21 protein-coding genes are annotated in these 22,417 nt (G+C 34.1%); 7 read left to right on the plus strand and 14 right to left on the minus strand.

Annotated elements, in window-relative coordinates:
- Positions 1–108: 108 nt before the first annotated feature.
- Positions 109–1,002 (minus strand): LysR family transcriptional regulator, encoded by an 894-nt coding sequence (locus tag DMB68_RS14050; protein ID WP_165830140.1) that lies wholly within the window; start codon positions 1,000–1,002, stop codon positions 109–111.
- 92 nt (positions 1,003–1,094) lie between these two features.
- Here DMB68_RS14050 and DMB68_RS14055 point away from each other — a divergent pair, with 92 nt between their 5' ends.
- A complete protein-coding gene (locus DMB68_RS14055) occupies positions 1,095–1,715 on the plus strand; it encodes an FMN-dependent NADH-azoreductase (RefSeq protein ID WP_110347311.1) in 621 nt (206 codons plus the stop codon).
- A 67-nt stretch (positions 1,716–1,782) separates the two neighbouring features.
- Here DMB68_RS14055 and DMB68_RS14060 read toward each other — a convergent pair whose 3' ends face one another.
- The 9 genes from DMB68_RS14060 to DMB68_RS14105 all read right to left on the minus strand — a co-directional run bounded on the left by DMB68_RS14060 (position 1,783) and on the right by DMB68_RS14105 (position 12,617).
- On the minus strand, positions 1,783–2,505 hold the full coding sequence (locus DMB68_RS14060) for a leucine-rich repeat domain-containing protein (RefSeq protein ID WP_110347585.1): 723 nt from the start codon (positions 2,503–2,505) through the stop codon (positions 1,783–1,785).
- Between the two features lie 289 nt (positions 2,506–2,794).
- On the minus strand, positions 2,795–3,187 hold the full coding sequence (locus tag DMB68_RS14065) for a hypothetical protein (RefSeq protein WP_165830141.1): 393 nt from the start codon (positions 3,185–3,187) through the stop codon (positions 2,795–2,797).
- Positions 3,168–3,728 carry a LemA family protein gene (locus DMB68_RS14070; RefSeq protein ID WP_110347313.1) on the minus strand — a complete coding sequence of 187 codons (561 nt, stop codon included), beginning with the start codon at positions 3,726–3,728 and terminating at the stop codon, positions 3,168–3,170. The genes DMB68_RS14065 and DMB68_RS14070 overlap by 20 nt, the downstream gene beginning before the upstream one ends.
- A 53-nt stretch (positions 3,729–3,781) precedes the next feature.
- Entirely contained in the window at positions 3,782–5,005 is a 1,224-nt protein-coding gene (locus tag DMB68_RS14075) for a hypothetical protein (RefSeq protein WP_124019434.1), read from the minus strand.
- Positions 5,006–5,105: 100 nt separating this feature from the next.
- Positions 5,106–5,873 (minus strand): hypothetical protein, encoded by a 768-nt coding sequence (locus tag DMB68_RS14080; RefSeq protein ID WP_110347315.1) that lies wholly within the window; start codon positions 5,871–5,873, stop codon positions 5,106–5,108.
- 375 nt (positions 5,874–6,248) lie between these two features.
- Positions 6,249–6,680, minus strand: coding sequence for a hypothetical protein (locus tag DMB68_RS14090; RefSeq protein WP_124019435.1), 432 nt, complete (start codon positions 6,678–6,680; stop codon positions 6,249–6,251).
- A 186-nt stretch (positions 6,681–6,866) separates the two neighbouring features.
- Complete coding sequence (locus tag DMB68_RS14095) at positions 6,867–7,403, minus strand: DMP19 family protein (RefSeq protein WP_110347318.1); 537 nt, start codon at positions 7,401–7,403, stop codon at positions 6,867–6,869.
- Between the two features lie 171 nt (positions 7,404–7,574).
- A complete protein-coding gene (locus DMB68_RS14100) occupies positions 7,575–8,390 on the minus strand; it encodes a hypothetical protein (RefSeq protein ID WP_110347319.1) in 816 nt (271 codons plus the stop codon).
- A gap of 189 nt (positions 8,391–8,579) precedes the next feature.
- Positions 8,580–12,617, minus strand: a complete 4,038-nt coding sequence (locus DMB68_RS14105; RefSeq protein WP_165830142.1) for a T9SS type B sorting domain-containing protein — start codon at positions 12,615–12,617, stop codon at positions 8,580–8,582.
- Positions 12,618–12,812: 195 nt separating this feature from the next.
- On the opposite strand from DMB68_RS14105, the gene DMB68_RS14110 reads away from it, so the two are divergent.
- From DMB68_RS14110 to DMB68_RS14120, 3 genes are all read left to right on the plus strand, one after another.
- Positions 12,813–13,745: a 1-phosphofructokinase family hexose kinase gene (locus DMB68_RS14110; RefSeq protein ID WP_110347321.1), complete on the plus strand. Its 933-nt coding sequence runs from the start codon at positions 12,813–12,815 to the stop codon at positions 13,743–13,745.
- 150 nt (positions 13,746–13,895) lie between these two features.
- Positions 13,896–14,375, plus strand: a complete 480-nt coding sequence (locus DMB68_RS14115) for a DinB family protein (RefSeq protein ID WP_110347322.1) — start codon at positions 13,896–13,898, stop codon at positions 14,373–14,375.
- Between the two features lie 48 nt (positions 14,376–14,423).
- Positions 14,424–14,924 carry a DinB family protein gene (locus tag DMB68_RS14120; protein WP_110347586.1) on the plus strand — a complete coding sequence of 167 codons (501 nt, stop codon included), beginning with the start codon at positions 14,424–14,426 and terminating at the stop codon, positions 14,922–14,924.
- A 46-nt stretch (positions 14,925–14,970) separates the two neighbouring features.
- On the opposite strand, the gene DMB68_RS14125 is transcribed toward DMB68_RS14120, so the two are convergent.
- Positions 14,971–15,927 (minus strand): helix-turn-helix transcriptional regulator, encoded by a 957-nt coding sequence (locus DMB68_RS14125; RefSeq protein ID WP_110347323.1) that lies wholly within the window; start codon positions 15,925–15,927, stop codon positions 14,971–14,973.
- A gap of 104 nt (positions 15,928–16,031) precedes the next feature.
- Between DMB68_RS14125 and DMB68_RS14130 the strand changes: the two genes are divergently transcribed.
- Genes DMB68_RS14130 through DMB68_RS14140 form a run of 3 tightly spaced genes read left to right on the plus strand, consistent with a single transcriptional unit; the run spans position 16,032 to position 18,354 of the window.
- Positions 16,032–16,775 (plus strand): prolipoprotein diacylglyceryl transferase, encoded by a 744-nt coding sequence (locus DMB68_RS14130; RefSeq protein ID WP_110347324.1) that lies wholly within the window; start codon positions 16,032–16,034, stop codon positions 16,773–16,775.
- A complete protein-coding gene (locus DMB68_RS14135; RefSeq protein ID WP_110347325.1) occupies positions 16,765–18,156 on the plus strand; it encodes a radical SAM protein in 1,392 nt (463 codons plus the stop codon). Before DMB68_RS14130 ends, DMB68_RS14135 begins: the two co-directional genes overlap by 11 nt.
- A gap of 3 nt (positions 18,157–18,159) precedes the next feature.
- Entirely contained in the window at positions 18,160–18,354 is a 195-nt protein-coding gene (locus DMB68_RS14140) for a hypothetical protein (protein WP_110347326.1), read from the plus strand.
- Positions 18,355–18,433: 79 nt separating this feature from the next.
- On the opposite strand, the gene lepA is transcribed toward DMB68_RS14140, so the two are convergent.
- From lepA to DMB68_RS14155, 3 genes are all read right to left on the minus strand, one after another.
- Positions 18,434–20,230, minus strand: coding sequence for a translation elongation factor 4 (gene lepA, locus DMB68_RS14145; RefSeq protein ID WP_110347327.1), 1,797 nt, complete (start codon positions 20,228–20,230; stop codon positions 18,434–18,436).
- Between the two features lie 162 nt (positions 20,231–20,392).
- Positions 20,393–21,130 (minus strand): NUDIX hydrolase, encoded by a 738-nt coding sequence (locus tag DMB68_RS14150; protein ID WP_165830143.1) that lies wholly within the window; start codon positions 21,128–21,130, stop codon positions 20,393–20,395.
- A gap of 22 nt (positions 21,131–21,152) precedes the next feature.
- The gene (locus tag DMB68_RS14155) at positions 21,153–21,869 is read right to left on the minus strand and encodes an NUDIX hydrolase (RefSeq protein ID WP_110347328.1); all 717 of its coding nucleotides are present in this window, start codon (positions 21,867–21,869) and stop codon (positions 21,153–21,155) included.
- Positions 21,870–22,417: the final 548 nt, after the last annotated feature.

Here is a 22,417-nt window from a genome sequence, read left to right on the forward strand (position 1 = left end):
AAACCGAGCATTTCGGTTTAAACGAAAATACGAATTGAAACCGATAATTCCACTAAATTCCGCAATAGTCACAAACATGTGTTAGTGCTTGTAGGAATATGCGAAAACTTAATAAGGAGATAAATTAGTTTTTTTCATCTTCTCTATAAAAAGGTTAATTTCTTTCAGGTTATTATTCTTCAGCTTGAATGAATAAAATAGTTTTTGCTCTATTATTTTAGAAGACTTAATTGGTGCTTTAATTAAATTTTTGTCTACCTCTTCTTCACATAAATGTTTAGGAACTATACTAAATCCGCTATTGTTTTTTAAAGTTTCTATTATGTCCAGATAAGAGGGTAATATATATCTTGGAACTATTCTGGGACTAGTATTAAATCTTGAATCCCAGAACTTTTTTATATCATTTTGGTTATTGTCATAGGTAAACCAGGTTTGCTTTTGTAGCCATGTGATGAATTGGGTATCATTTTTTTCAATATTCTCTGGAATAACAATAGAATTGGAGCAAATTAATTCTAACTCTTCATTCTTTAGGTATGTGAATTGGTGGTCGTAAGTATCGTGTTTTTTTATTCCAGCCAATAATTGAATTTTTTCCATTTCAAGGGCTTCAATCAATTCTTTTTCATTTCCAAATTGGGTTACTATATACATGTCAAAAGTATAAATATGATGTATTAATTCTTTCCTGAAAAAGTCTGTGGTACAACCAATTGTTATTGCAGATCGTTGTTTTTTTGTTCTTTTACCTGAATAATATTCTACTTTTTCTAATTCACTTAGTGGATTATTAATTTGTGAATATAAAAATTTTCCATATTCGGTAGGTTCTAATTTACGGGTGGTTCTTTCAAATAGTTTTTTTCCAATATGGCTTTCCAGGGCAGATAAATGTTTACTGACTCCAGGTTGCGTCATATTTAATTTTTTTGAAGCTTCTGTTATATTTTTACATTCATATATAGCGCTGAATGTTCGCAACCATTCTAAATTAATCATAACATATATTATAAATAAGCAAACAAAAATAATTAAAATTATCAATGTGCTGGCTCTATATTTGTAAAAAATATTTGTAAAAAAAAGAAAATATGACAAAGACATTAGTAATAAATTATACACCCAGAAAAGGCTCTTACACAAAAAATTTATTTGATGAATTTGTGGAACTGGCAAAAGGAAAAACAGAAATTAAGCATTTAAATTTAGCTGAAACTCCACCAGAATTATTATTAGAGAAAAATTTGAATTTAATAATGCAATGGAATATGGGTAAAAGAGACTTTTCGGAAACAGAACTCTTAACGCTATCTAATCATCATAAGCTTATAGAGGAAGTTATTGCTGCTGATAATATTGTATTGGCTTTTCCTATCTACAATTTTTCAATGCCGGCAACAGTAAAGGCCTGGATAGATGCTATTGTGGTTAGTGATAAGACATTTTCTTTTAGCCCTGAAACAGGTTTTAGCGGTCTTTGTAAAGATAAAAAAGCTTTATCAATAGTAGTCAGTGGATTCGATTATAATAATTCCGATACTATCAGGGAATTTGCTTCCTCTACACTAAAACAAAATTTTGATTTTATGGGTATCTCTTCAGAACAGATTTCAGCTTTTGGGGTTGACCAAAATAGAGACCAATTGAATTCAATTCTTGAAAAGGCGAAATTGGAGATAAAAACTTTGATTGACAGATGGTTTCCAAATTAATCAGCATCTCACTCAGTTAGCATCTTATGAAGGTAAACCCTTGTTATCAACAGAACATTCTGCCCTTTTATAATTCGGTTATTAATGGTAAGTCATTTAAAAGTTTTTCTCTATTACCAGTATCCAAATATCTTGGCAGAATGTGAAGTTTTTGCAATTTTTTAAGTGATAGCAATGGTGTGATGTCGTAATTCTTCTTTTCTACATTTAGTATAAAAGCAAGATATTTCAGATTGGTTAGTTTTGATATTGGCTCCATACTTTTGACAGATTGTCCCGTTCCGCTCATTTTTCCGTGGCTTAAAAAAAGTTCTTCCAGATTTGTCAGAGAAGATAATGGCTCCAAATCAGACATATTATTTATCTCGTGAATGTACAAAGTTTTAAGATTGGTTAAACCTCTAAGAAAATCAATGTTTTCTGCCTTTTTAATACTTGAAAGAACCAAAACTTGAAGATTTTTCAAAGGTGCCAGGTCTGGTATTTCATTTTGTTTGTTTACACTTATCTGAAGATATTTTAAATTGGGTAATGTTGAAAATACACTAACCCGCTCATCGTCGATTTCTCCTAAGCTTATTGCTTCTATATTTTTATTTGCGTTTAACGAAGAAAGGTTTGTATAAGTCAACTTGAATTTCTTCAATGGAGTTGACATTTCTAAAATATTCGTGTCAGTAGGAATTGTTGATAGGTCAAAAATTCCTCTTACTGCTCCTTTGAAAACACCTAGATGTGCATAATCGGCAACTGGACTTTTTTGTTCTAATAAATAATTATTCCAATTCATTTGTTGATTTGTTTGGGCGGTTTTTCCTGTATTGCTGGTATGTTTTGGCGCTTGGAGAGGTTGGACATTAACGATCCGGGATTTTTTGGTTAAACACAAATTTTCCAAATATAAAACAATCTTTCCATTAAGCCAATTGCCCAAATCCGTTGTAGCTGTTACTGGCTGGTTATTTAGTCGAAATTACAATTAAACAACAAATTCTTCATGCTTCTGTTGGCAAAATAAATAAATAGCCTGTCTTTTTGGAAAGCCTCTTTTTATAGTGTATGTGCTAAATATTGATTTTTTAATAGCTGTTTTTTTTGTTTTTAGTATTCGTATCTTTCAAAAATTTCTTCTGTAAACTCTTTGCATTAAAGATTACAAATGCTGATATACAAAGATACATTGAGAAATAGATCATTAACATTCTGAGTCCGCTAACACCCGTAAAAAGCAGTAAAATTTGCGAAGCGAAACCCATAAGCCAACCAATTATAATAATCATTGTGACAGAAACCCCAAAAATTCCATAGGTTTCTTTTGGAATATAGACTCCTGTTTTTTTTAAAATCCAAAGTGGCAAGAGTAATATTAAAAGCAACGCTATAGGATGAAAGGCAGCAAAAGCCACCAAAATACCAGGTTCGCGATCAATGCTTTGTATAATTTCAATACTGTTAAAAGGTAATTCCATCATATTTTTTTTCTTGTTCACTAATTTGTAAAAGGTTTTTACTGCTGTATAACATTATTTTCGCTAGTATAAAATTTGGGAATTCGGCAATACCTATATTGTACATATTGACACTTTCATTGTACAATTCTCTTCGGTCGGCAATGGCATCTTCTATTTGAGAAACACGATCTTGTAACAGTTGAAGGCTTTTATTGGCATTCAAATCAGGATAATTTTCCGAAACTGCAAAAATAGATTTCATTTGATTTTGAATTTCGTTTGATAGTGCTATTTTATCTTCTGTTACAGCAGTGTTCAAAAAACGAGTACGCAGCTCGGTAAGTTTAGTCAATGTTGTTTCTTCATACTTCTCAGACTCTTTGACTATTTTTATTAAATTAGGAATTTCGTCTGCTCTTTGTTTGAGTAAAACATCAATGTTTCCAAACGATTTATCAATATTATTCTTAAGCATAACCAACCGGTTATAGGTAGATACCAGAACATTCAAAAGTCCTAAGATCACTAATCCGATAATTACATAAGCTATAATTTGTGTCATATTTTGCTGTTTTTTTTAATTTTATTTATTTTCAATTAATTATTTCAATTAGGTTATTTTGTTTCTTCTGTTGCTTTTTGAGTATCCTGAACTTCCTGAGGTGCTATTTCCTTTCTATTATAACTATCATCAAGCATGTCATAAAAATCATCAATTGAATTAATTGGCCTTGAATCCTGAAACGGAATTTTCCAGTTAATCTCACCAAATTCAATGGTGTTATTTTTTAAATTGATGGGCGTGATTAATAGGAGCGCAATTGTAATAACCCAAAAATAAATGAAATACCCAGCCGATTGCATAATAGGGCTCCATTCATTATAATTTGCCACACTTGCTACAGGTGCCATACCAAAAACATTTTTTATCTCTTCTTTTTCAAAAACAGGTTCGTTGTTTTTGCCCAATCCGGCTTTCCCAATTAGCAGAACTTCCTGATTCTCTACCAGGAGGTATTGGGTATATCGCTTTAAAGCAGAATGGTACTGTTCATCAATACCAAAATCTATAAACTCTATTTCCGAAGGCATTACTTTTATTTTTCCAGAGTTGTCTTCCAAAAAAAATGGATTGCAGACCGTTTCAGAAAACTCCAATGAATAAGATTTATCACCATCACTGTCTGTAGATATACTTTCTATGGTATAATAAAAACCAATGCAGTTTTTTGAACTAATACGAGAAACATTTGTGTCGATCGTTTTTGCCTTTCCCGAAATTTCGGCCAATCCCATGGCTACAGAACGGATATTGGAGGTTGGCAAAACACGCTGTAGTTTATAAAATATTTTTTTGTTGCTTTTCTTAAAAATTGACGTCAGGAATGGTAAAATTATAAAAATAATAATGATGAAATAGGCAGGCCCCAGCGAAAGCATAAAACCGAAAAAAAATAAAGTTGATAATGAACCCAAAATTTTAATCCACCAGGGAAGTGGTTTTTTGCCCATTTTTACACGCTCTTTGTCTTCTCTTTTGACTCTTTTATAACCATCACTTATTGAAGAAATAATCATTCCGAGGATTCCTAAAACAAAAACAGAAAGGAACAGAATAATAAAAACTAGTACACCAAGTTTTACATCAACTAATCCGGCAATGGCAATTAAAGCAGGATTTACTATAAAGAACAGCCACTTTGGTCTAAAGTTAATATTGAATAATTCTCCGATAATGAGTGTATGAAAAATGGCGACACCCATACTCATAAACATCATAAAAAAAAGAAAAGGCCATTCTACTGATAGTGAATTGTAAAAATCTGAAAATGTTTCCAAAATAATTTTAAAATTTATTTATTGAGAGAAAATCTCAGGTTAAAAAGTAAGCCAAATAATAGAAAGAAATATTTGCTTTTCATAGAGTATTAAAAAATTCTTATTGATTAATTATAAATAAACTGGTGTTTTTATTTATTCCTGGAAGATATAGCAAACAATTTTCACCAAAAATATTTAAAATTTTAAAATTATTATAAGAACTTACTTCTTTAAAATAAACTGTTTTTTTGAGTGAAGAAATTTTAAAATAATCCAGATAAACAGGGCAAATTATTGACCCGCCTAGCCTTCCGCCACCACAGAGTGTAGTGTTCCCGATGACGATACTTTCAAACGGTTCTAAAACATCTTCTTCATTATAGGTACTTGCGGTATTATATACTTTTAATTCATCACCTCTATTTTCCCAAAACTTTGAATCCAGGAGTTGAGGATTATAATCTGGAGGCGAAAATTTATGATTTAGTGTGTAGATTACATCATCAATCATTTCTGTACCATACAAATTAATATTTTTTGGTTTTGGGTCAGCTTCATTTTGTATAGAATCGTTGTTGGATTGATTGATTTTAAAATAATATTTTTTGCAATTTTTAAGGCTAGTATAATCTGAAATAACAATAGAGTCCGAAGATGCAGCATTATTATCCTTACTAACATAACTCACTGTAATGCATTTGTTTTCTGTAATAAAAACAGCTTCTATATCTTCATTTTTTCCACTAAATAATTTCAAATTCAATTTTTCAGGATTTGAAGCGATTTCAGAGAATGTTAGTATTTCAGGATATTTGTCTTTTTGGGGTTTTTGATAATTACAGGAAATAAAAAGAAATAACAAAATGAATAAAAGATATTTGGGCATAAAATATTTATAAAGATTTTTAACTTAATTACAATTCACAATTAAAACCAGAGTTCGATTTTTGAATTAATTTGTACTTGTAAATCCATGTGATCGGATTTACCAAATCATTCCAAATACAAACCATTTTTCTATTCAGTCAATTGACCAAATTCGTTGTAGCATTTAGGTACAGGCTATTTATCGCTTTTTAAATTATTAACATATTTGGATGATTTTCCATTCCAATAACAGTTTATGCATCTGTCATTTTCAAATTTGTGCTCACAATTTTTCTTTCCATACAAATAAAATGAGCATTCAGGACATAAAGAGGTCATTTCTGATGATTCTGAAAAATAAAGACTTTTACATTCGTCACATTTTTGAGTTTTACTATTCATGTAAAGATTCCCTTTTTAAATTTATAACAGTATTTACACTTTTAATTAATCCGATTGAAGCTTTTCCTGTTTCCATTTGAAAATCAATTTGTTCTCCGTAAATATCAATAATTCTAAAGATTGATAATTTTGGTTTATTTACAGTGCCTTTAAAATCTCCAAAAATAACATCATCAATTGATTCAAAATCTATTGATTTAAGATTGTTATTTTCTATCTCTAAAATTTGACGAGTTGTTATTAAAGTATGTTTAGTTTGGCTTTTTATTTCAAAGATTGGAAGCTCATTTTTATCCAATTCAAAGTCAATATACTTATTTTCAGTTTCTGCTGAAATTTTAGAATATTCCCAAGTATCAATATCCATCGCAGAACGTTTTATCGACGCAATTGTTATATTTTGAATAGAGATGTCTTTTTTCACTTAAGTTCTTTTAGCATGTACCTAACGTTCTGGCACTACAGCGGGTTTGGGATTAAATTAAAGCCCTATTTTCGGATTTGCCACCCGAGCGATAGCGAACAGGCGAAGCAAATCATCCCAAATACAAAACCATCTTCCGATTGAGCCAATTTCCCAAATCAGTTGTAGCTGCTATAGGCAGGTAATTTATGTTCGGTTAATTAAAATTTTACTTTTATTATTCTCTGCATAATTTCTATACAAATCTTTTAATAATCCATCAGGATAGCTTGAAAATTCTCTATCCATTTTTTCCATCAAACTTTCAGTTTTTTCATCTGAACTATCGAAAAACCAACTACCATTTTTTGGTAATAGTTCGACTGCTTGTCTAATTATTTCAGAAGATTTTACAGCTCCAATCTCATTTAATGCATTTACAACTTCTTTAGAATATTGTGGATACCATTCTTGCAAAAAACTGAGAATAGAATCAGCCTGTCCTGCGTTTTCTATATGCATACAAAGAAATAAATTCAGTTCAATTGAGTTAAGTTTTTCAGGAGATTTTTCGTTTTTATTTATTAGAATCTCGTGTAACGCTATAGAAAAATCTGAATTGTCCTTTAATTGAAAGAGTGAATCAAAATCTTGCTCTAAAACAATTTTATCTCTAAGTATCAATTGACTTTTTAATTCTTCAGTCATCCAAGAAAGTCCGCTATATTTATCGCTTTGTTGCATAATTTACTAGTTCTAATTCGAGTCTGAGTTTTGCTCGCTTATAACGTTCTGGCGCTTGGTTGCGAACTTCGTAATCTAGTTCTTTCGGTTAAGATAAAATTTCTTATGAAATGTAAACGTGAATTTACTACAAAATTTGCAATCTCACCAAACGCGTGTTGTAGGCAGTTTTTATTTATGGAAGTAGATAAAATTCACTTTACTATTTACCTTAATTCCTTTTTTTGTTGCAGAAATCCATTTTATGTTTTTTACAAATTCTTCAGCTTTTTTTCTGAAATAATTTTCAAATTTTAAGTTTTCAGGATTTTGAAAAGTGACATCGGTTTGAATGTTTTTAATTTCACCATTTTTCATCAAAACAAAGCTTACGTCAGTACTTGAAAAATATTTCCCTGTTTTGTATTTATAACCTATAGGATACTTGAATACTTTTGAAAAATCCATGTCAGGTTTATGGAAGAAGTCTCTATAATTTTTCGTGCCGGGATACCTCGAAATTGTGTCACATTCTTCAAAATCAAAAATGATATTTGGATGATTTTCGGCATACTGTTTCTCGGCTAAAACTCTAATAGAATCAATAAATTTTTTTCCATGTCTCTTTTCAATTTCATTTCTCATTATAGAAATGTAGCAATTTCTTGTAAATCCTTTGGGCGGGGCTATACAACTTGTCATTGCTGAATCTATCTCTATTTTGTATTTTGATAATATCTGCCCCATTTCTTTATTACTACGATACATTTCAGTCATTCCATTAAAGAAATAGTACACAGTTTTACCGTTTTTAATATCATTAAGAGCACGTTTTTGTTCATTAATACAAGTAGTATCAATGACTTTGATCTTTCCATTTTGTGCTTTATACATTTCGTCTTCGTTATGGACAACGATAGAATCATTTGTGTTGCTTTTTTTAGTCTCAACCTTTTTATTACAAGCTAAAATTAGAAGAAAGCAGAATGATAAAATTAAATGTCTCATTAAATTCTGATGTTAAAATTGCCACCAACTTATTTATATGCGAAACAAACATTAGCCTATCTATCCAAATTTAGGTGTATATGCTAATGTTTTGTTTCGTATTATTTCCCCAAATATAAAAAGAATAATAATCTCAAACTTACAAAATGTTCTTGTGCCCGCGTGAAGGATGGTGGCACGCCCAAATGCTTATCGTTTCATGCTAAAATGTGCCCTGAAAACCTGAGGAGTTCCGTTCAGGGTAAAAAAGACCTGAAACCAATAGTCGGTTGAGGGAAGCGGATCGCCATTGTAATTGCCATCCCAGCCGGCGCCGGAAGGTTTTATCTGCTTGATGGTTTTTCCATAGCGGTCGAAAATATTGATGACGGCATCGGGTTGGTAAGCGAGATCGGGAATGTTCCAGGTGTCATTGTGTCCGTCGTTGTTGGGAGTGAAGAATTTAGGATATTTGAGTACATTGATAATTAAAATCTGGTCGTCGCAATTTCCTTTGACATCTCGTACTGTAATAACATGCTCTCCGGAAGCAACATCATAAAAAACGTTGCTGGTTTGAAAACTGCCGTCATCGAGCTGGTATTCATAGCTTCCAAAACCATTGTGCAGTGTTACGGTAACGTCGGTATTTTCCCGAAAAGAGTCGGTCATGTTAATGCTCGCAACTGAGGGACTTGATTTTTCGACAACAATCGTAGCAGGATTGTAACCGCAGTCATTGCCAACATCGGGAGTGTTTTTGGTGATTTGAAGGGTATAAGTTCCTTCTTTTGCAGCGATATAATTTGGACCTGTACCTACTTTATTGCCGGCTAAATACCAGTCAACAGTATAAATCGAGGGATTAAGTCCTGACTTTAATTCTGCGGAACGCTGAGTAGTGCCTGTTTGAAAATCGACGCAAATTATTTCGTTTTGTAACACCAGATTTTTCAATGGATACACTGTAATGTAAAAATCATCCTGAGCAGTACAATTGGGGTTTGTTGCCGCTGCGGCGTAAATATACATTTGCTGACTGGCGGTTATTTGCTGTCCGGCTAAATAGCGTGTTCTGGTTGCATTTGGTCCGCTGTAATAATTCCCAACCGATAAAGGCGGTAATGTGTAGCTTCCGCAAATGGCAACATCGGGGGTACTGACTAATATGGGAGTTACAGAAATGTTGACTAAAAAAATTTTTTCGCTTGTGCAGGTCAAACGGTTTCCTGAGATGGCGTACACATATATTCTCTGTGAAGTTGTTAAAACGGTTCCCGCCGGAATAACTGCGCCTTTTCCTCCCGATTGGCTATAATAATTACCTAATTGTAACGGTGGCAGGATGTAGCTGTCGCAGGCATTAACATCAGCAAAAGTGCCAACATCTATTCCGTTATAATTCACCCTGAAAAAAGTTTCATTGCTGCAGCTTGTAAAATCAGTCCATTCATTATAAATATAGATAGTTTGGTTTGTGTTTATGAGTGTGCCTTCGGCAATTTGGGTTCCCTGGCCATGCGGTCCTCCTGTTGCGGTGTAGTATTTTCCGTTTTTCAATACAGGAAGTTTAAAAGCGGTACAGGTAACTACATCTGTAAAACTATCCACAAGAGGACGTTTCCTGATTTCAACAACAAAACTATGTTCGTTGGTACAATCTGTATTTGTGGCATAAACATAGATCGTCTGTGTCGTGGTAATGACGTCTCCGGCTTTTAATGCTGTTCCTCCGCCATTTGTTTTGGTAAAATACTTTCCATTTACCAAGGGAGGTAAAACGTAACGCTCGCATTCCAGTCTATTCGGCGGTGTATCTACCAATGGCAGTGTTTTGATGGTAATTTCATATTTTAAGTTATCGGTACAATTAGGAGAAGTTGTGGTATTGGCATAATAATATATGGTCTGTGAAGTGGTAATGTTGGTTCCGGCAGGAATATTTTGACCTTGTCCGGAAGGGCTGGTAAAATAGCCTCCTACTGCAACCGGCGGTAAAATGTAGTTTCCGCATCTGGTAATTGGAACAAAAGCAGAAGAATTGATAATGTCAATTTTAAAGGAATGTTCATTAGTACATCTTCCGTCATTTGCAAAAATAAATACCGTTTGGCTGGATGTTATACTTGTTCCGGCATTTAAACGAGTTCCTTTTCCTCCTGATGCTGTATAATAATTTCCATTTGTCAAAGGAGGCAGAATATAGGAGTTACAAGTCACCACATTGCCGGGTTTATCTACTAAAGGCAATGGATAAACAACAAATGATAAAGCTTCATCACGACAAACGGCTCCATTGATTCTGGCATAATAATAAACAGTCTGGCTGGTAGTAAAAATCGTTCCTGCCGGAATAGAATTCCCCTGTCCTCCTGTAGCAGTAAAAAAGCCTCCAGCTGGTACACGCGGAATCTCATATTGACCGCAGGCTTCTTTTTTAAAGCCAAGTTCGTATATCAGGATTACATTAAAAAAGCTCTCGTTAGTACAACTGTTAGTTGCAGACCTGTTAAAAATATAATAAACCCCGCTTTTGGTAATGACATCTCCGGGATTCAGTTTGGTTCCTGTTCCGTTTGGTCCTGTATTATATTCGCCATTTGAGATTGGGGGTAATGTATAACTGTTGCAGGCGACAACATCAGGAATATCATCCACTGCCGGAAGCGAGTTAATGATTATATTAAAATTGACTGTTGCATAACAAACCGAACTCGAAATATTTTCGACTCTCACCCAGATGGTTTGCGGTGTTTGGGCTGTGGAAGTGTTAAACGCTTTTGGATTTGTTATGCTGTTCGTTGCACTGTTTGCTGCTGCTTGGCTTGTGTAATATCTGATTTTGTAATCTGAGGTGTTCTGTCCGTTTAATATGGTACTTTCCTGGGTAGTTAAATCCACAATGACTCTTCCGGAAATGTTATTACAAACGCTTATATCAGAAGGTTTTACAATGTTGATAGGTGGGGTTACCAATAAATTAAATGAAATCACATTATTACAGAAAAAACTATTGTTATTTACAGGTACGGCTTTTATATAAATAGTCTGGTTTCCTGAACTTGTAAAAGAGTTTAACTGGTTTTGAGGTATCGCCGGACCGTTGGCATTGGCTGAGGTTAAAGAATCAAAATAATAAATGGAATATTTAGCAGGGTCAATCCCCAAAGCAGTTAAATTGTTCTGAGTCAAGTCATATTGATAGCTGCCATTTGTATTGTAGCAGGCAATGAGGTCTTTAGGAGATTTAATGACTAAATCTTTAATGACTACTTCGTCTTTGATAACACAGCCTGAAAGTGTTGCTGTAAGTCCATACGTTCCGGCTTTATTAAGGGTTAAAATACTGCTCGTTTCTCCGGGAATTACAGCTCCGTCAAGAGTCCACACATAATCGTAATTACCCACAAGTCCTGACTGCAGTGTGACACTTTCTCCCTCGCAAATGATTCTGTCAGGACCTAAATCCATTGTGGTTATAAAACTACCTCCTTTTATAAAAACTGCCGAATCATAGTTGCTGTCATTATAGTCGCCAATGGCAAGTTTTATGCTGTATGCCCGATTCGGAATCACAGATGAAGACGCTTTCAAAACTTTGGTTTCTCCTCTCATATTGATGGCCGACGATGCGGGATTGGTTACATTGTAACGGTCAAATAAATTGGCATTGGCAGACAAACAGGAAGAATTATACTGCTGATCCCGAATATTCTTAACCGAAACAGGTGTTGGAGTCCCCGGAACTACTGCAAGATTTTTGGAAACACCAGTTGTTAAATCGGTAAGGATAAAGGCAAAAACATCACTAAAACCACATTGGAATTCCCCATATTCATTCGAAGCAAAAAGAAAATCAAAACTAAAATTACTTGACAAAGGGGTAAAATCAAACTGAAGATAACTCACATCAGTAATGGGGACAATCTGCCCGTTCTCATTACTTATATTCTGTAAATCGCTATCGTTATTACTGTTTAACCGACTGCTTTCATTGGTGCCGTTATAAGCGCCTTCAGTGTGTTTGGCAATACCATTCCGAATAATAATTCCGTGTGTAATTGGGAAATTAGGATTGGTATTGGTGAATTTTCCAATACCCAGCCGTGATGAAAATTTGAAATTGCTTTCATTAGCACAGGCATTCTGCATTAACTCTTGTCGAACTAGCTCAGGTATAGCCAAAGTTGTAGTGTCGACTATAATTCCTTGTGATGAAGATATGGCCGAATAAAATAATAAAATCATAAGCAGAGCAGCTCTCATAATTCATATTCTATTAATTCCGTTACTTAAAGTTACGAAATTATTTTAATTTAAATTCATGATTGTCAGTATTTTATGATTTATGTTTGTGTTTAACAAAAAATGATTTTACAGTTTTTAATTTGTTAAATTGCATAGAAGTTTAATTCAAACCATATATTCTAAATATTGTAAAAGATGAAATCATTTGATATAGTTACTTTAACCGTAAATCCTTCAGTAGATAAAAGTACCCATTTTTCAGGATTGATTGCCGAACAGAAAATCAGGTGTAAAGATCCTTTGTTTGATGCTGGTGGAGGCGGAATAAATGTTTCTAAAGCGATTGAACGCTTAGGGGGGAGTTCACTAGCCGTTTTTACCTCAGGTGGTCCCGTTGGGGAAATGCTAAAAGAGTTGGTTACCAAAGAAAAAATAGATTATGAAGTTATTGAAACCGAAACGGGAACAAGAGAAAACTTTATAGCAGTTGATGATAATACCAATTCGCAATATCGTTTTGGATTTGATGGAGATGTTTTAACTGATTCGGAAGTTGAAAAGCTTTTGGAAACGATTTCGAATTTAAAACCAAAATTTTTGGTGGCAAGCGGAAGTTTGAATGAAGGTTTGTCATCCGATTTTTATCAGAAAGTAGCTGAAATTGCCAAAACATCCAATTCTAAATTAATCGTTGATACTTCCGGACAGGCTTTAAAAAAGGTTTTAGAAACAGGTGCGTACCTGATTAAACCCAATGTTGGTGAATTAGCAAAATTAGTTGGTGTTGAACGCTTAGAAATTGATGAGGTAAATGAGGCAGCAAAAAAAATAATTGCTGATGGCAGAGCTGAAATTGTTGTAGTTTCCCTTGGGCCTCAAGGAGCGGTTTTGGTTACAAAAAACGAGTACGAATTTGTTCCGGCACCCAATGTTGCCAAAAAAAGTACCGTGGGGGCAGGTGACAGTATGGTAGGCGGAATGGTTTGGGCTTTATCACAGAATAGAAGCCTGAAAGAAGTCATTCGATGGGGAGTTGCCTGCGGATCTGCCGCAACCATGAACGAAGGAACACAATTATTTAAATTTGAAGATGCTAATCGTTTATTCGAATGGTTAAAAAACAAATAAATTACAATATAGATTTTCTGTAGAGACGCACTGCAGCGTGCCTCTACAGCAGGAAATAAAAAAATATTTATTTTTTTATTTCCTGCTGACAAACTGTTGTCACCAGCCCTCAATAATTTTGAAGTATCAACAAATTAAAACTTTAAAATTATGAAAACATTAGAAGCACAAGTAATTACTTCAGAAGATTTATTGAAACACTGGCAGGGACACAGAGCTCTTACACGCCGTTTAATCGAACTTTTTCCAGAGAAAGATTTCTTTGAATTTTCAATTGGTGGAATGCGTCCCTTTGCAAAATTAGTAGATGAGCTTTTGGCAATTGCAGCTCCGGGACTTAAAGCAATTGTAAATCGTGAAAGCCAGCCTTACACGGAAGGAACTGAAAAATTAATTTTTAAAGCGCAATATCTTGAAAAATGGGATGAGGCCACTGCAGAAATCAACAAGCACTGGGAACAATTATCTATAGAAGATTTTAGTGAGAGTTTTAATCTTTTTGGACAGTATGAATTTCCGATTATTCAGAATGTCTTGTATTTTATCGATAATGAAGTGCATCACAGAGGACAGGCTTATGTGTATTTAAGAGCTTTAAACATCGAACCGCCATTTTTCTGGGAAAGATAATTGTAGAAAAATTCTGTAACTTTATTAATAAATCTAAAATTAATGGCTATGAGTTTAAAAAGAATAATGTCCAATTATGCAGATTATAATTTATGGGTAAACCAGCAATTCGTAAACTGGCTTTCGTCGAAATCTGATGAATTGCTCTATGCAGAAGTGCCTTCGAGTTTTTCAACAATTATAAAAACACTTGATCATATTTGGTCTACAGAAGAATACTGGTTTTACGTTATTTCTGAAGCTGATTTATCAGAAAAGAAACCCGAAAGTGAATTGTCGAAGGAAGAAATCTTTGAAGGCTTATTAAATTCATCTGTAAAATTGAAACATTTAATTAATTCATTGTCCGAAGAAGATTTAATTAAAGAAGTCAAAATTGTTAATCCGTGGTTTGAATGCGAACTGCCCATTTCGGATTATCTGCTTCAGGTTATCAATCACGGTACTTATCACAGAGGTCAGATTGTAACGATGGGGCGAAATCTTGGAATTACAGATGCCTCAAACACCGATTATAATTTTTATAATGTTGTAAAACAGCAACATTAAAATCAAAAAACTCCTAATGCAACTTAGTTTCTTTAGGAGTTTTTTTCTACAAAAGCCTTTGTCTGTTGACTTCTAACAGCTCTAAAGCTCTTGTTTTAAGACTTTCAGGCTCAAGGATTGTAGCATAATCTCCAAACATCAAAAACCAGCGCGGAAAAGCACTTTCGACATCGCGGCACATAAAAGTCATTTCAATTTGTCCGTCAACTTCTTTTTCTGAGATGAAACCGTGATATTTTCGTTCAGTAGATAAATAGCGGACTATCTTTTTATCCACTAAGATTCGGACTTTTGTGGTGGGACAAGTTTCCGTTTTAGTCAGATAGGTTTCCAGAGAATCGTGTTCAATGGTGAAATCAAGTTCGGTTTTTTTAATACACTGAATCCTGTCGGTTCTAAACTGTCGGTAATCTTTTCGTAAATGGCAATAGCCCAGAAAATACCAGTTGTTATTGTCGTGAAAAACGCCCACGGGTTCTAAATTTCGCTGTGTAGTTTCGTCTCTTTCATACGTTTTGTACGTCAGCAGAATTTGTTTTTTCTCAGCAATTCCTTCAAAAAGAACCGCTAAAGTATTTGGGGAATTGTCGTTAAACAGCGGTTCGGCAGTTTGCATCACCACGCGCGATTCAATATTCGAAAGATAGTCTTTATCACCGCTTCTCAAAACCGACTTCAATTTATACATAGCCGATGCATAGTGTGTTCCAAGAGATGGATCAGTAAATTTCTGCATCAGTTTTTCGGCAGCGATAAAACTGCTGACTTCTTCACGTGTAAACATAACAGGAGGCAGTCTGTAGCCTTCCATCAAAGCATACCCAACTCCCGCTTCACTGTAAATAGGAACTCCCGAAGCTTCAAGAGTTCGAATATCTCTGTAAATAGTTCTTAAACTACATTCAAAACGATCCGCAAGTTCCTGCGCTTTTACAATCTTTTTAGATTGCAATTGAATCAGGATGGCGACAATTCGGTCAAATCGTTTTGGGGTTTCGTCCATTTTAAGCTTTTTTTCAAAGATAGTATTTATCACAAAGAGTTAAAAACAATAAATTTCGCATCTTTACAGAATAGTAGTATTAAATCAAAAACTGAATAATATAAATGAAGCTTCCATTTGAGCCAGTATGGTTTGGTTATGAAATTAATATTCATTTAGTTTTAGAATATTTAGCCTTTTTTATCGGGTATCGCTATTATGCTTTTTTAAGAAAAAGAAATGTCGACAGAATCATCACAATCAATCGGTTATCGATTATTTTAGGAGCAGCTATTGGGGCTTTTCTGGGTTCCAGAATTATGGGTTTTTTAGAGAATCCTGTTTTTGTTTCAGATGTCAAATCCTTGCTTGATCTTTTCAACGTAAAAACGATTATGGGCGGTTTGTTTGGAGGACTTTTAGGTGTTGAAATAGCAAAAAAAATAATTGGTGAAAAAGAATCATCGGGAGATTTATTTACTTTTCCGATAATCTTAGGGATTTTTATTGGAAGAATTGGCTGCTTTTTATCGGGAACAAATGAATTTACTTATGGAAACACAACTGCTTTTTTTACGGGAATGAATTTGGGCGATAACCTAAAGCGGCATCCAATTGCTTTGTATGAATTGGTTTTTTTAGCTGTTCTGTTTTATTTCCTGAAGAAACTCCAAAGCAAAAATCTACCAAACGGCTTGTTATTTCAGTATTTTATGATTTCTTATTTTACATTCCGGTTTTTTATAGAATTTATAAAACCCAATATTTTCTTTGTTGCGGGAATAAGCTCCATTCAGATTTTATGTTTAATTTGTCTATTATATTATCACAAAACAATTTTAAATCTATTCGTAAAAAATGCCAGTTAGAAAGTATACTTATTATGATTTTACCTTAAGCCTTTGTCCGGAATGCTTAAAGCGTATTGATGCAAAAATTGTTTTTGAAGATGGGAATGTTTACATGCTCAAAAGATGTCCGGAACACGGAAGTTCAAAGGTATTAATTGCGGATGATATTCAATATTATAAAAATATCCGAAACTACAATAAACCTTCTGAAACCCCTTATACTTTCAACACCAAAACTCATTACGGCTGTCCTTATGATTGCGGCTTATGCCCGGATCATGAACAGCATTCGTGTTTAACTGTCGTTGAAGTTACTGATAGATGTAATTTGACTTGTCCAACCTGTTATGCAGGTTCATCGCCTTCTTATGGAAGACACAGGACTTTAGAGGAAGTAAAAACAATGCTGGACACGATAGTTTTAAATGAAAAAGAACCTGACGTGGTACAGATTAGCGGTGGAGAACCGACAATTCATCCTCAGTTTTTTGAGATTTTGGATTATGCCAAAACGCTTCCGATCCGACATTTGATGCTGAATACTAATGGAATTAAGATTGCCAAAGACAAAGAATTCGCCAGACAGCTGAAAACCTATTCGCCTGATTTTGAAATTTATTTACAGTTTGATTCTTTTGAAGATAGTGTATTGCAGGAATTGCGCGGTGCCGATTTGAGTGAGATAAGAATGCAGGCTTTGGAAAATTTAAATGAATTAAATTTATCAACAACCCTGGTGATTACACTTCAAAAAGGACTGAACGATAACGAAATAGGGAAGATAATTGATTTTGCACTGAAACAAAAGTGCGTTAGGGGTGTTACCTTTCAGCCAACACAAATCGCCGGAAGACTGGAAAATTTTGATCCGGAAAAAGACAGAATGACATTAACCGAGGTCAGAAGGAAAATTTTGGAACAAACCTCTATTTTTAATTCCGATGATTTGCTTCCTGTACCCTGTAATCCTGATGCTTTGGTGATGGGCTATGCCTTGAAGCTGGGAGACGAAGTTTTTCCGTTAACACGCTATATCAATCCCAATGATTTATTGGACAACAGTAAAAACACCATCATTTACGAACAGGATGAAGTGCTTCGCGGAAAAATGATAGAATTATTCAGTACTGGAAATTCTGTAGAAGTGGCTCAGGAAAATCTAAAATCAATCTTATGTTGCCTTCCAAATATTGATGCTCCGGAATTAGGATATGATAATTTGTTCAGAATCATTATTATGCAGTTTATTGATGCTTATAATTTTGATGTAAGGGCGATTAAAAAATCATGTGTTCATATTGTGAATAAGGATAATAAAATAATCCCTTTTGAAACCATGAATTTGTTTTACAGAGACGATAAAATAGAAAGATTAGAAGAACTTAGAAGTACTATATAAATTATGATAACATTAGAAGTAGGCAATTTAGATGGTTTACTAGCATTTTTCCTTGCCATTATGCTAGGCCCTCCGATTTTATTAACTATTGGTGGGTTTGCAGTCAAAAAGAGCCATCCAAAGACAGCAAAAGTGTTGTTTATTTTGGGAGTGGTTTATTTATTAATTGGATTGGGGATTTGTGGCGGGCTTCTTTAGTGAAAAAAGAAAACCCAATAACTTTTACATTATTGGGTTATATCTAATTACTAAGGACTAGTTACTAAGAACTTAATATTTAATCATTCAATTTCAAAACAGCCATAAACGCCTCTTGCGGAATCTCAACGTTTCCAACCTGTCTCATACGTTTTTTACCTTTTTTCTGTTTCTCCAAAAGTTTACGCTTACGTGAAATATCTCCACCGTAACATTTTGCGGTAACGTCTTTACGGAGTGCTTTAATCGTTTCACGAGCAATGATTTTTGCACCAATTGCAGCCTGAATCGGAATGTCGAATTGCTGTCTTGGGATTAATTCACGTAATTTCTCGGTCATTTTTTTACCGATGTTGTATGCGTTGTCTTCGTGGATTAATGCAGAAAGTGCATCAACCGTCTGAGCATTCAAAAGAACATCCAGTTTTACTAATTTCGAAGTTCGCATTCCAATTGGAGAATAGTCGAAAGAAGCATACCCTTTAGAAACTGTCTTTAAACGATCGTAAAAATCGAATACAATTTCCGCCAAAGGCATATCAAAATTCAACTCTACTCTTTCAGTTGTCAAATACGTTTGATTCGTGATTAAACCACGTTTTTCAATACACAAACTCATAACATTTCCTACGAAATCAGCTTTTGTAATAATAGTGGCTTTAATATAAGGTTCTTCAACTCTGTCCAGTTTTGAAGGCTCCGGAAGGTCTGAAGGATTATTTACTACCAATGCAGTTTCCGGATGTTTCTTAGTGTAGGCCAAATAGGAAACGTTAGGAACTGTGGTAATTACAGTCATATCGAACTCACGCTCTAAACGTTCCTGAATAATTTCCATGTGAAGCATTCCTAAGAATCCGCAACGGAAACCAAAACCTAAGGCCGCAGAACTTTCCGGAGCAAAAACTAATGAAGCGTCATTCAATTGTAATTTCTCCATCGAAGAACGTAAATCTTCATAATCTTCGGTGTCAACCGGGTAAATTCCGGCAAATACCATTGGTTTTACATCTTCAAAACCGGTAATCATATTGGTTGTTGGCACTTTTGCATCTGTAATCGTATCACCTACTTTTACTTCGCGTGCTTCTTTAATTCCGGAAATCAAATACCCAACATCTCCAGCAGAAACAACAGTTTTAGGAACCTGATTTAGTTTTAAAGTTCCAATTTCGTCAGCAAAATATTCATTGTCCGTAGCCATGAATTTAATTTTCTGGCCTTTTTTAATTTCACCATTTACAACTCTGAAGATTACTTCGATTCCACGAAACGGATTGTAAACCGAGTCAAAAATCAAAGCTTGTAAAGGTTCTTCAGGATCTCCTTTTGGAGCCGGAATTTTTTCGATAATGGCTGCTAAAATATTTTCAACACCAAAACCTGTTTTTCCGGAAGCATGAATAATATCTTCTAATTTACATCCAAGTAAATCAATAATATCGTCACTAACCTCTTCAGGATTAGCACTTGGTAAATCTACTTTATTCAATACCGGAATAATTTCCAGATCATTTTCTAAAGCAAGGTATAAGTTAGAAATCGTTTGTGCCTGAATACTTTGTGCAGCATCCACAATCAAAAGTGCACCTTCGCAGGCCGCAATCGAACGAGAAACTTCGTATGAAAAGTCAACGTGACCGGGAGTGTCAATTAAATTTAAAATATATTCTTCTCCCTTGTAAGTGTACTCCATCTGGATGGCATGACTCTTAATGGTAATTCCACGCTCACGTTCCAGGTCCATGTTGTCAAGCAATTGTGCTTTTTCTTCACGGGCTGTAACGGTTTGTGTAGCGCCCAATAATCGGTCTGCAAGTGTACTTTTACCGTGGTCAATGTGTGCAATAATGCAAAAGTTACGTATCTTCTTCATTTTATATTCAATTCTCTAAACGAGTTTTTAGTAATTTTTGGGTATGAATTTGCTCTGCTGTAAATACTTTAGAGCGTGTTATTAAGGCGCAAATATAGCGCAAAGTTTTGGATTCTGGAATGTAGTTGCTGGATAGTTAGTTTTTGAAAACCAATTTCAGTCTTAAAACTCAAAATTAAACCCTTTTTCGGTCAGTTTTTCGTAGATTTCTGAATCAAATTTGTACAGTTTTGCGGCTCTGTGCGAAACATCCTGTTGTTTTTCATCTAACGCAACAAGCAATTTCATATGCAGAATTTTTCTTCGGAAATTGGATTTGTCCAATTCGATACCCAATATTTCTTCGTAAAGATGCATTAGTTGTAATAAAGTGAATTTTTCTGGTAAAAGATTAAATCCAATTGGAGCCTGACGCACTCTGTTACGAAGTTGCATTAAGCTGAATTGCATGATTTCCTTATGGTCAAAAATCAGGTCAGGCAGTTCGTTAATCTTATGCCATGTCGCTTCCATTAAGGTAAGACCGGCTTTTACATTATAATCCTCACGGTTTACTAAAGTGTAATAGCCAATGGTAACAACTCTTCTTCCGGGTACACGGTTTGGGTCTGTAAATGCTTTTAGCTGTTCCAGATAGATGTTATCAAGACTTGTTAATTCATACAAAATTCGTTGTGCTGCATTATCAGAACTCTCCTCTTTTTTGAGCCAGCCACCAAGAAGTCCCCATTTTCCAATACTTTCTCCTTCGGCGTGATGTGCCAAAAGTACTTCGAGGTTTCCCTTATTGAATCCAAATATGACGCAGTCGATCGTGATTCCGTCGATTACCGGATTTTGAATTTCAGAGGGTTCCCCAACATACGTTTTGGAAGTTTTTTTAGAGTGTAAAAATGCCATTTTTTGCTTTTATAAGGCTGGTTTAAAATTCAAAATTAAATCCTTTTTCAGTAAGTTTTGTATAAATTTCCGAGTCAAATTTGTATAACTTGGCCGCTCTGTGTGAAACATCCTGCTGTTTTTCATCCAAGGCAACCAATAATTTCATATGAAGAATTTTTCGCCTGAAATTAGATTTATCCATTTCAATTCCTAATATTTCTTCATATAAATGCATCAATTGCAACAGTGTGAACTTTTCCGGTAAAAGATTGAATCCAATTGGTGCCTGACGAACTCTGTCGCGTAAATGTTTTAGACTATAAGTCAGGATTTCGCTATGATCGTAAATCAGATCCGGAATCTGATTAATCTTATACCACTTTGCATCCGATGCTGTAAAACCTGGCTGAATACTATAATCTTCTCTTTTAATCAAAGCATAATAGCCAATTGTGATAACACGTCTGAGAGGGAAACGATCCGGATTTCCAAATGCTTTTAATTGTTCCAGATAGATGTGATCTAATGCTGTAAGTTCATATAATAATCGGTGAGCCGCATTATCGATACTCTCTTTTTTATTAATCCAGCCTCCCGGAAGTCCCCACTTTCCTTTGCTAATTCCTTCTCCGTGCTGAATTAAAAGAACTTCCAGACTTCCTTTGTCAAAACCAAATATGACACAGTCAATCGTAATGGCATTCATCACTGAAGGGTCATTTTTTACGATAACGTCATTATTCAAATTGTTGACCATAGCTGTTAAAATTTTGACAAATTAAATAAATAAAAATAATACTATATACTTAAAAAGGTACATATTTTTAAAATAGCGGTAAGAATATTCAAAATTTTGAAAATAATATAGATTAATTCGTATAAGTGTTTTAAATCATTATCAATTTAATTAGTTAAATGATGATTTATTAATAATTTTTAATTGTTTAAAATAATTTAATTTGATTAATCAATAAAAATAGTCTTGATATTCTTTCAATTACAAAAAAATAAAGCTAATTTTTTGTTAATATAGAAAAATTGCACTACACTTGTAGTCAAATTAACCATAAGATAAATGTATTTTGACTATAAGTTGATTTGGAGAAAATAAATTACAGCAAAAACTCAAAAAGCCCTTTCCATAGAATTTGATTCAGAAAGCTCTTGATGATTCATTTGGATTAAATACATCTAAAAAATTTTACCAAATGATAATTGATGTAATTGAAAGTCTGAAAACAGAATATAGGATTAAACTATCCAAATTAATGGACCATTTGGCGTAGAGAAATGGTGTTAGATTTC

The sequence above is a fragment of the Flavobacterium hydrophilum genome (genome assembly GCF_003202405.1).
GTDB classification, from domain to species: domain Bacteria; phylum Bacteroidota; class Bacteroidia; order Flavobacteriales; family Flavobacteriaceae; genus Flavobacterium; species Flavobacterium hydrophilum.

What these genes read in the sequence shown, in the direction of transcription:
- DMB68_RS14050 (WP_165830140.1), bottom strand. Translation starts at nt 1,002, where the DNA reads ATGATTAATTTAGAATGGTTGCGAACATTCAGCGCTATATATGAATGT.
- DMB68_RS14055 (WP_110347311.1), top strand. Translation starts at nt 1,095, where the DNA reads ATGACAAAGACATTAGTAATAAATTATACACCCAGAAAAGGCTCTTAC.
- DMB68_RS14060 (WP_110347585.1), bottom strand. Translation starts at nt 2,505, where the DNA reads ATGAATTGGAATAATTATTTATTAGAACAAAAAAGTCCAGTTGCCGAT.
- DMB68_RS14065 (WP_165830141.1), bottom strand. Translation starts at nt 3,187, where the DNA reads ATGATGGAATTACCTTTTAACAGTATTGAAATTATACAAAGCATTGAT.
- DMB68_RS14070 (WP_110347313.1), bottom strand. Translation starts at nt 3,728, where the DNA reads ATGACACAAATTATAGCTTATGTAATTATCGGATTAGTGATCTTAGGA.
- DMB68_RS14080 (WP_110347315.1), bottom strand. Translation starts at nt 5,873, where the DNA reads ATGCCCAAATATCTTTTATTCATTTTGTTATTTCTTTTTATTTCCTGT.
- DMB68_RS14095 (WP_110347318.1), bottom strand. Translation starts at nt 7,403, where the DNA reads ATGCAACAAAGCGATAAATATAGCGGACTTTCTTGGATGACTGAAGAA.
- DMB68_RS14100 (WP_110347319.1), bottom strand. Translation starts at nt 8,390, where the DNA reads ATGAGACATTTAATTTTATCATTCTGCTTTCTTCTAATTTTAGCTTGT.
- DMB68_RS14105 (WP_165830142.1), bottom strand. Translation starts at nt 12,617, where the DNA reads ATGATTTTATTATTTTATTCGGCCATATCTTCATCACAAGGAATTATA.
- DMB68_RS14110 (WP_110347321.1), top strand. Translation starts at nt 12,813, where the DNA reads ATGAAATCATTTGATATAGTTACTTTAACCGTAAATCCTTCAGTAGAT.
- DMB68_RS14115 (WP_110347322.1), top strand. Translation starts at nt 13,896, where the DNA reads ATGAAAACATTAGAAGCACAAGTAATTACTTCAGAAGATTTATTGAAA.
- DMB68_RS14120 (WP_110347586.1), top strand. Translation starts at nt 14,424, where the DNA reads ATGAGTTTAAAAAGAATAATGTCCAATTATGCAGATTATAATTTATGG.
- DMB68_RS14125 (WP_110347323.1), bottom strand. Translation starts at nt 15,927, where the DNA reads ATGGACGAAACCCCAAAACGATTTGACCGAATTGTCGCCATCCTGATT.
- DMB68_RS14130 (WP_110347324.1), top strand. Translation starts at nt 16,032, where the DNA reads ATGAAGCTTCCATTTGAGCCAGTATGGTTTGGTTATGAAATTAATATT.
- DMB68_RS14135 (WP_110347325.1), top strand. Translation starts at nt 16,765, where the DNA reads ATGCCAGTTAGAAAGTATACTTATTATGATTTTACCTTAAGCCTTTGT.
- DMB68_RS14140 (WP_110347326.1), top strand. Translation starts at nt 18,160, where the DNA reads ATGATAACATTAGAAGTAGGCAATTTAGATGGTTTACTAGCATTTTTC.
- lepA (WP_110347327.1), bottom strand. Translation starts at nt 20,230, where the DNA reads ATGAAGAAGATACGTAACTTTTGCATTATTGCACACATTGACCACGGT.
- DMB68_RS14150 (WP_165830143.1), bottom strand. Translation starts at nt 21,130, where the DNA reads ATGGCATTTTTACACTCTAAAAAAACTTCCAAAACGTATGTTGGGGAA.
- DMB68_RS14155 (WP_110347328.1), bottom strand. Translation starts at nt 21,869, where the DNA reads ATGGTCAACAATTTGAATAATGACGTTATCGTAAAAAATGACCCTTCA.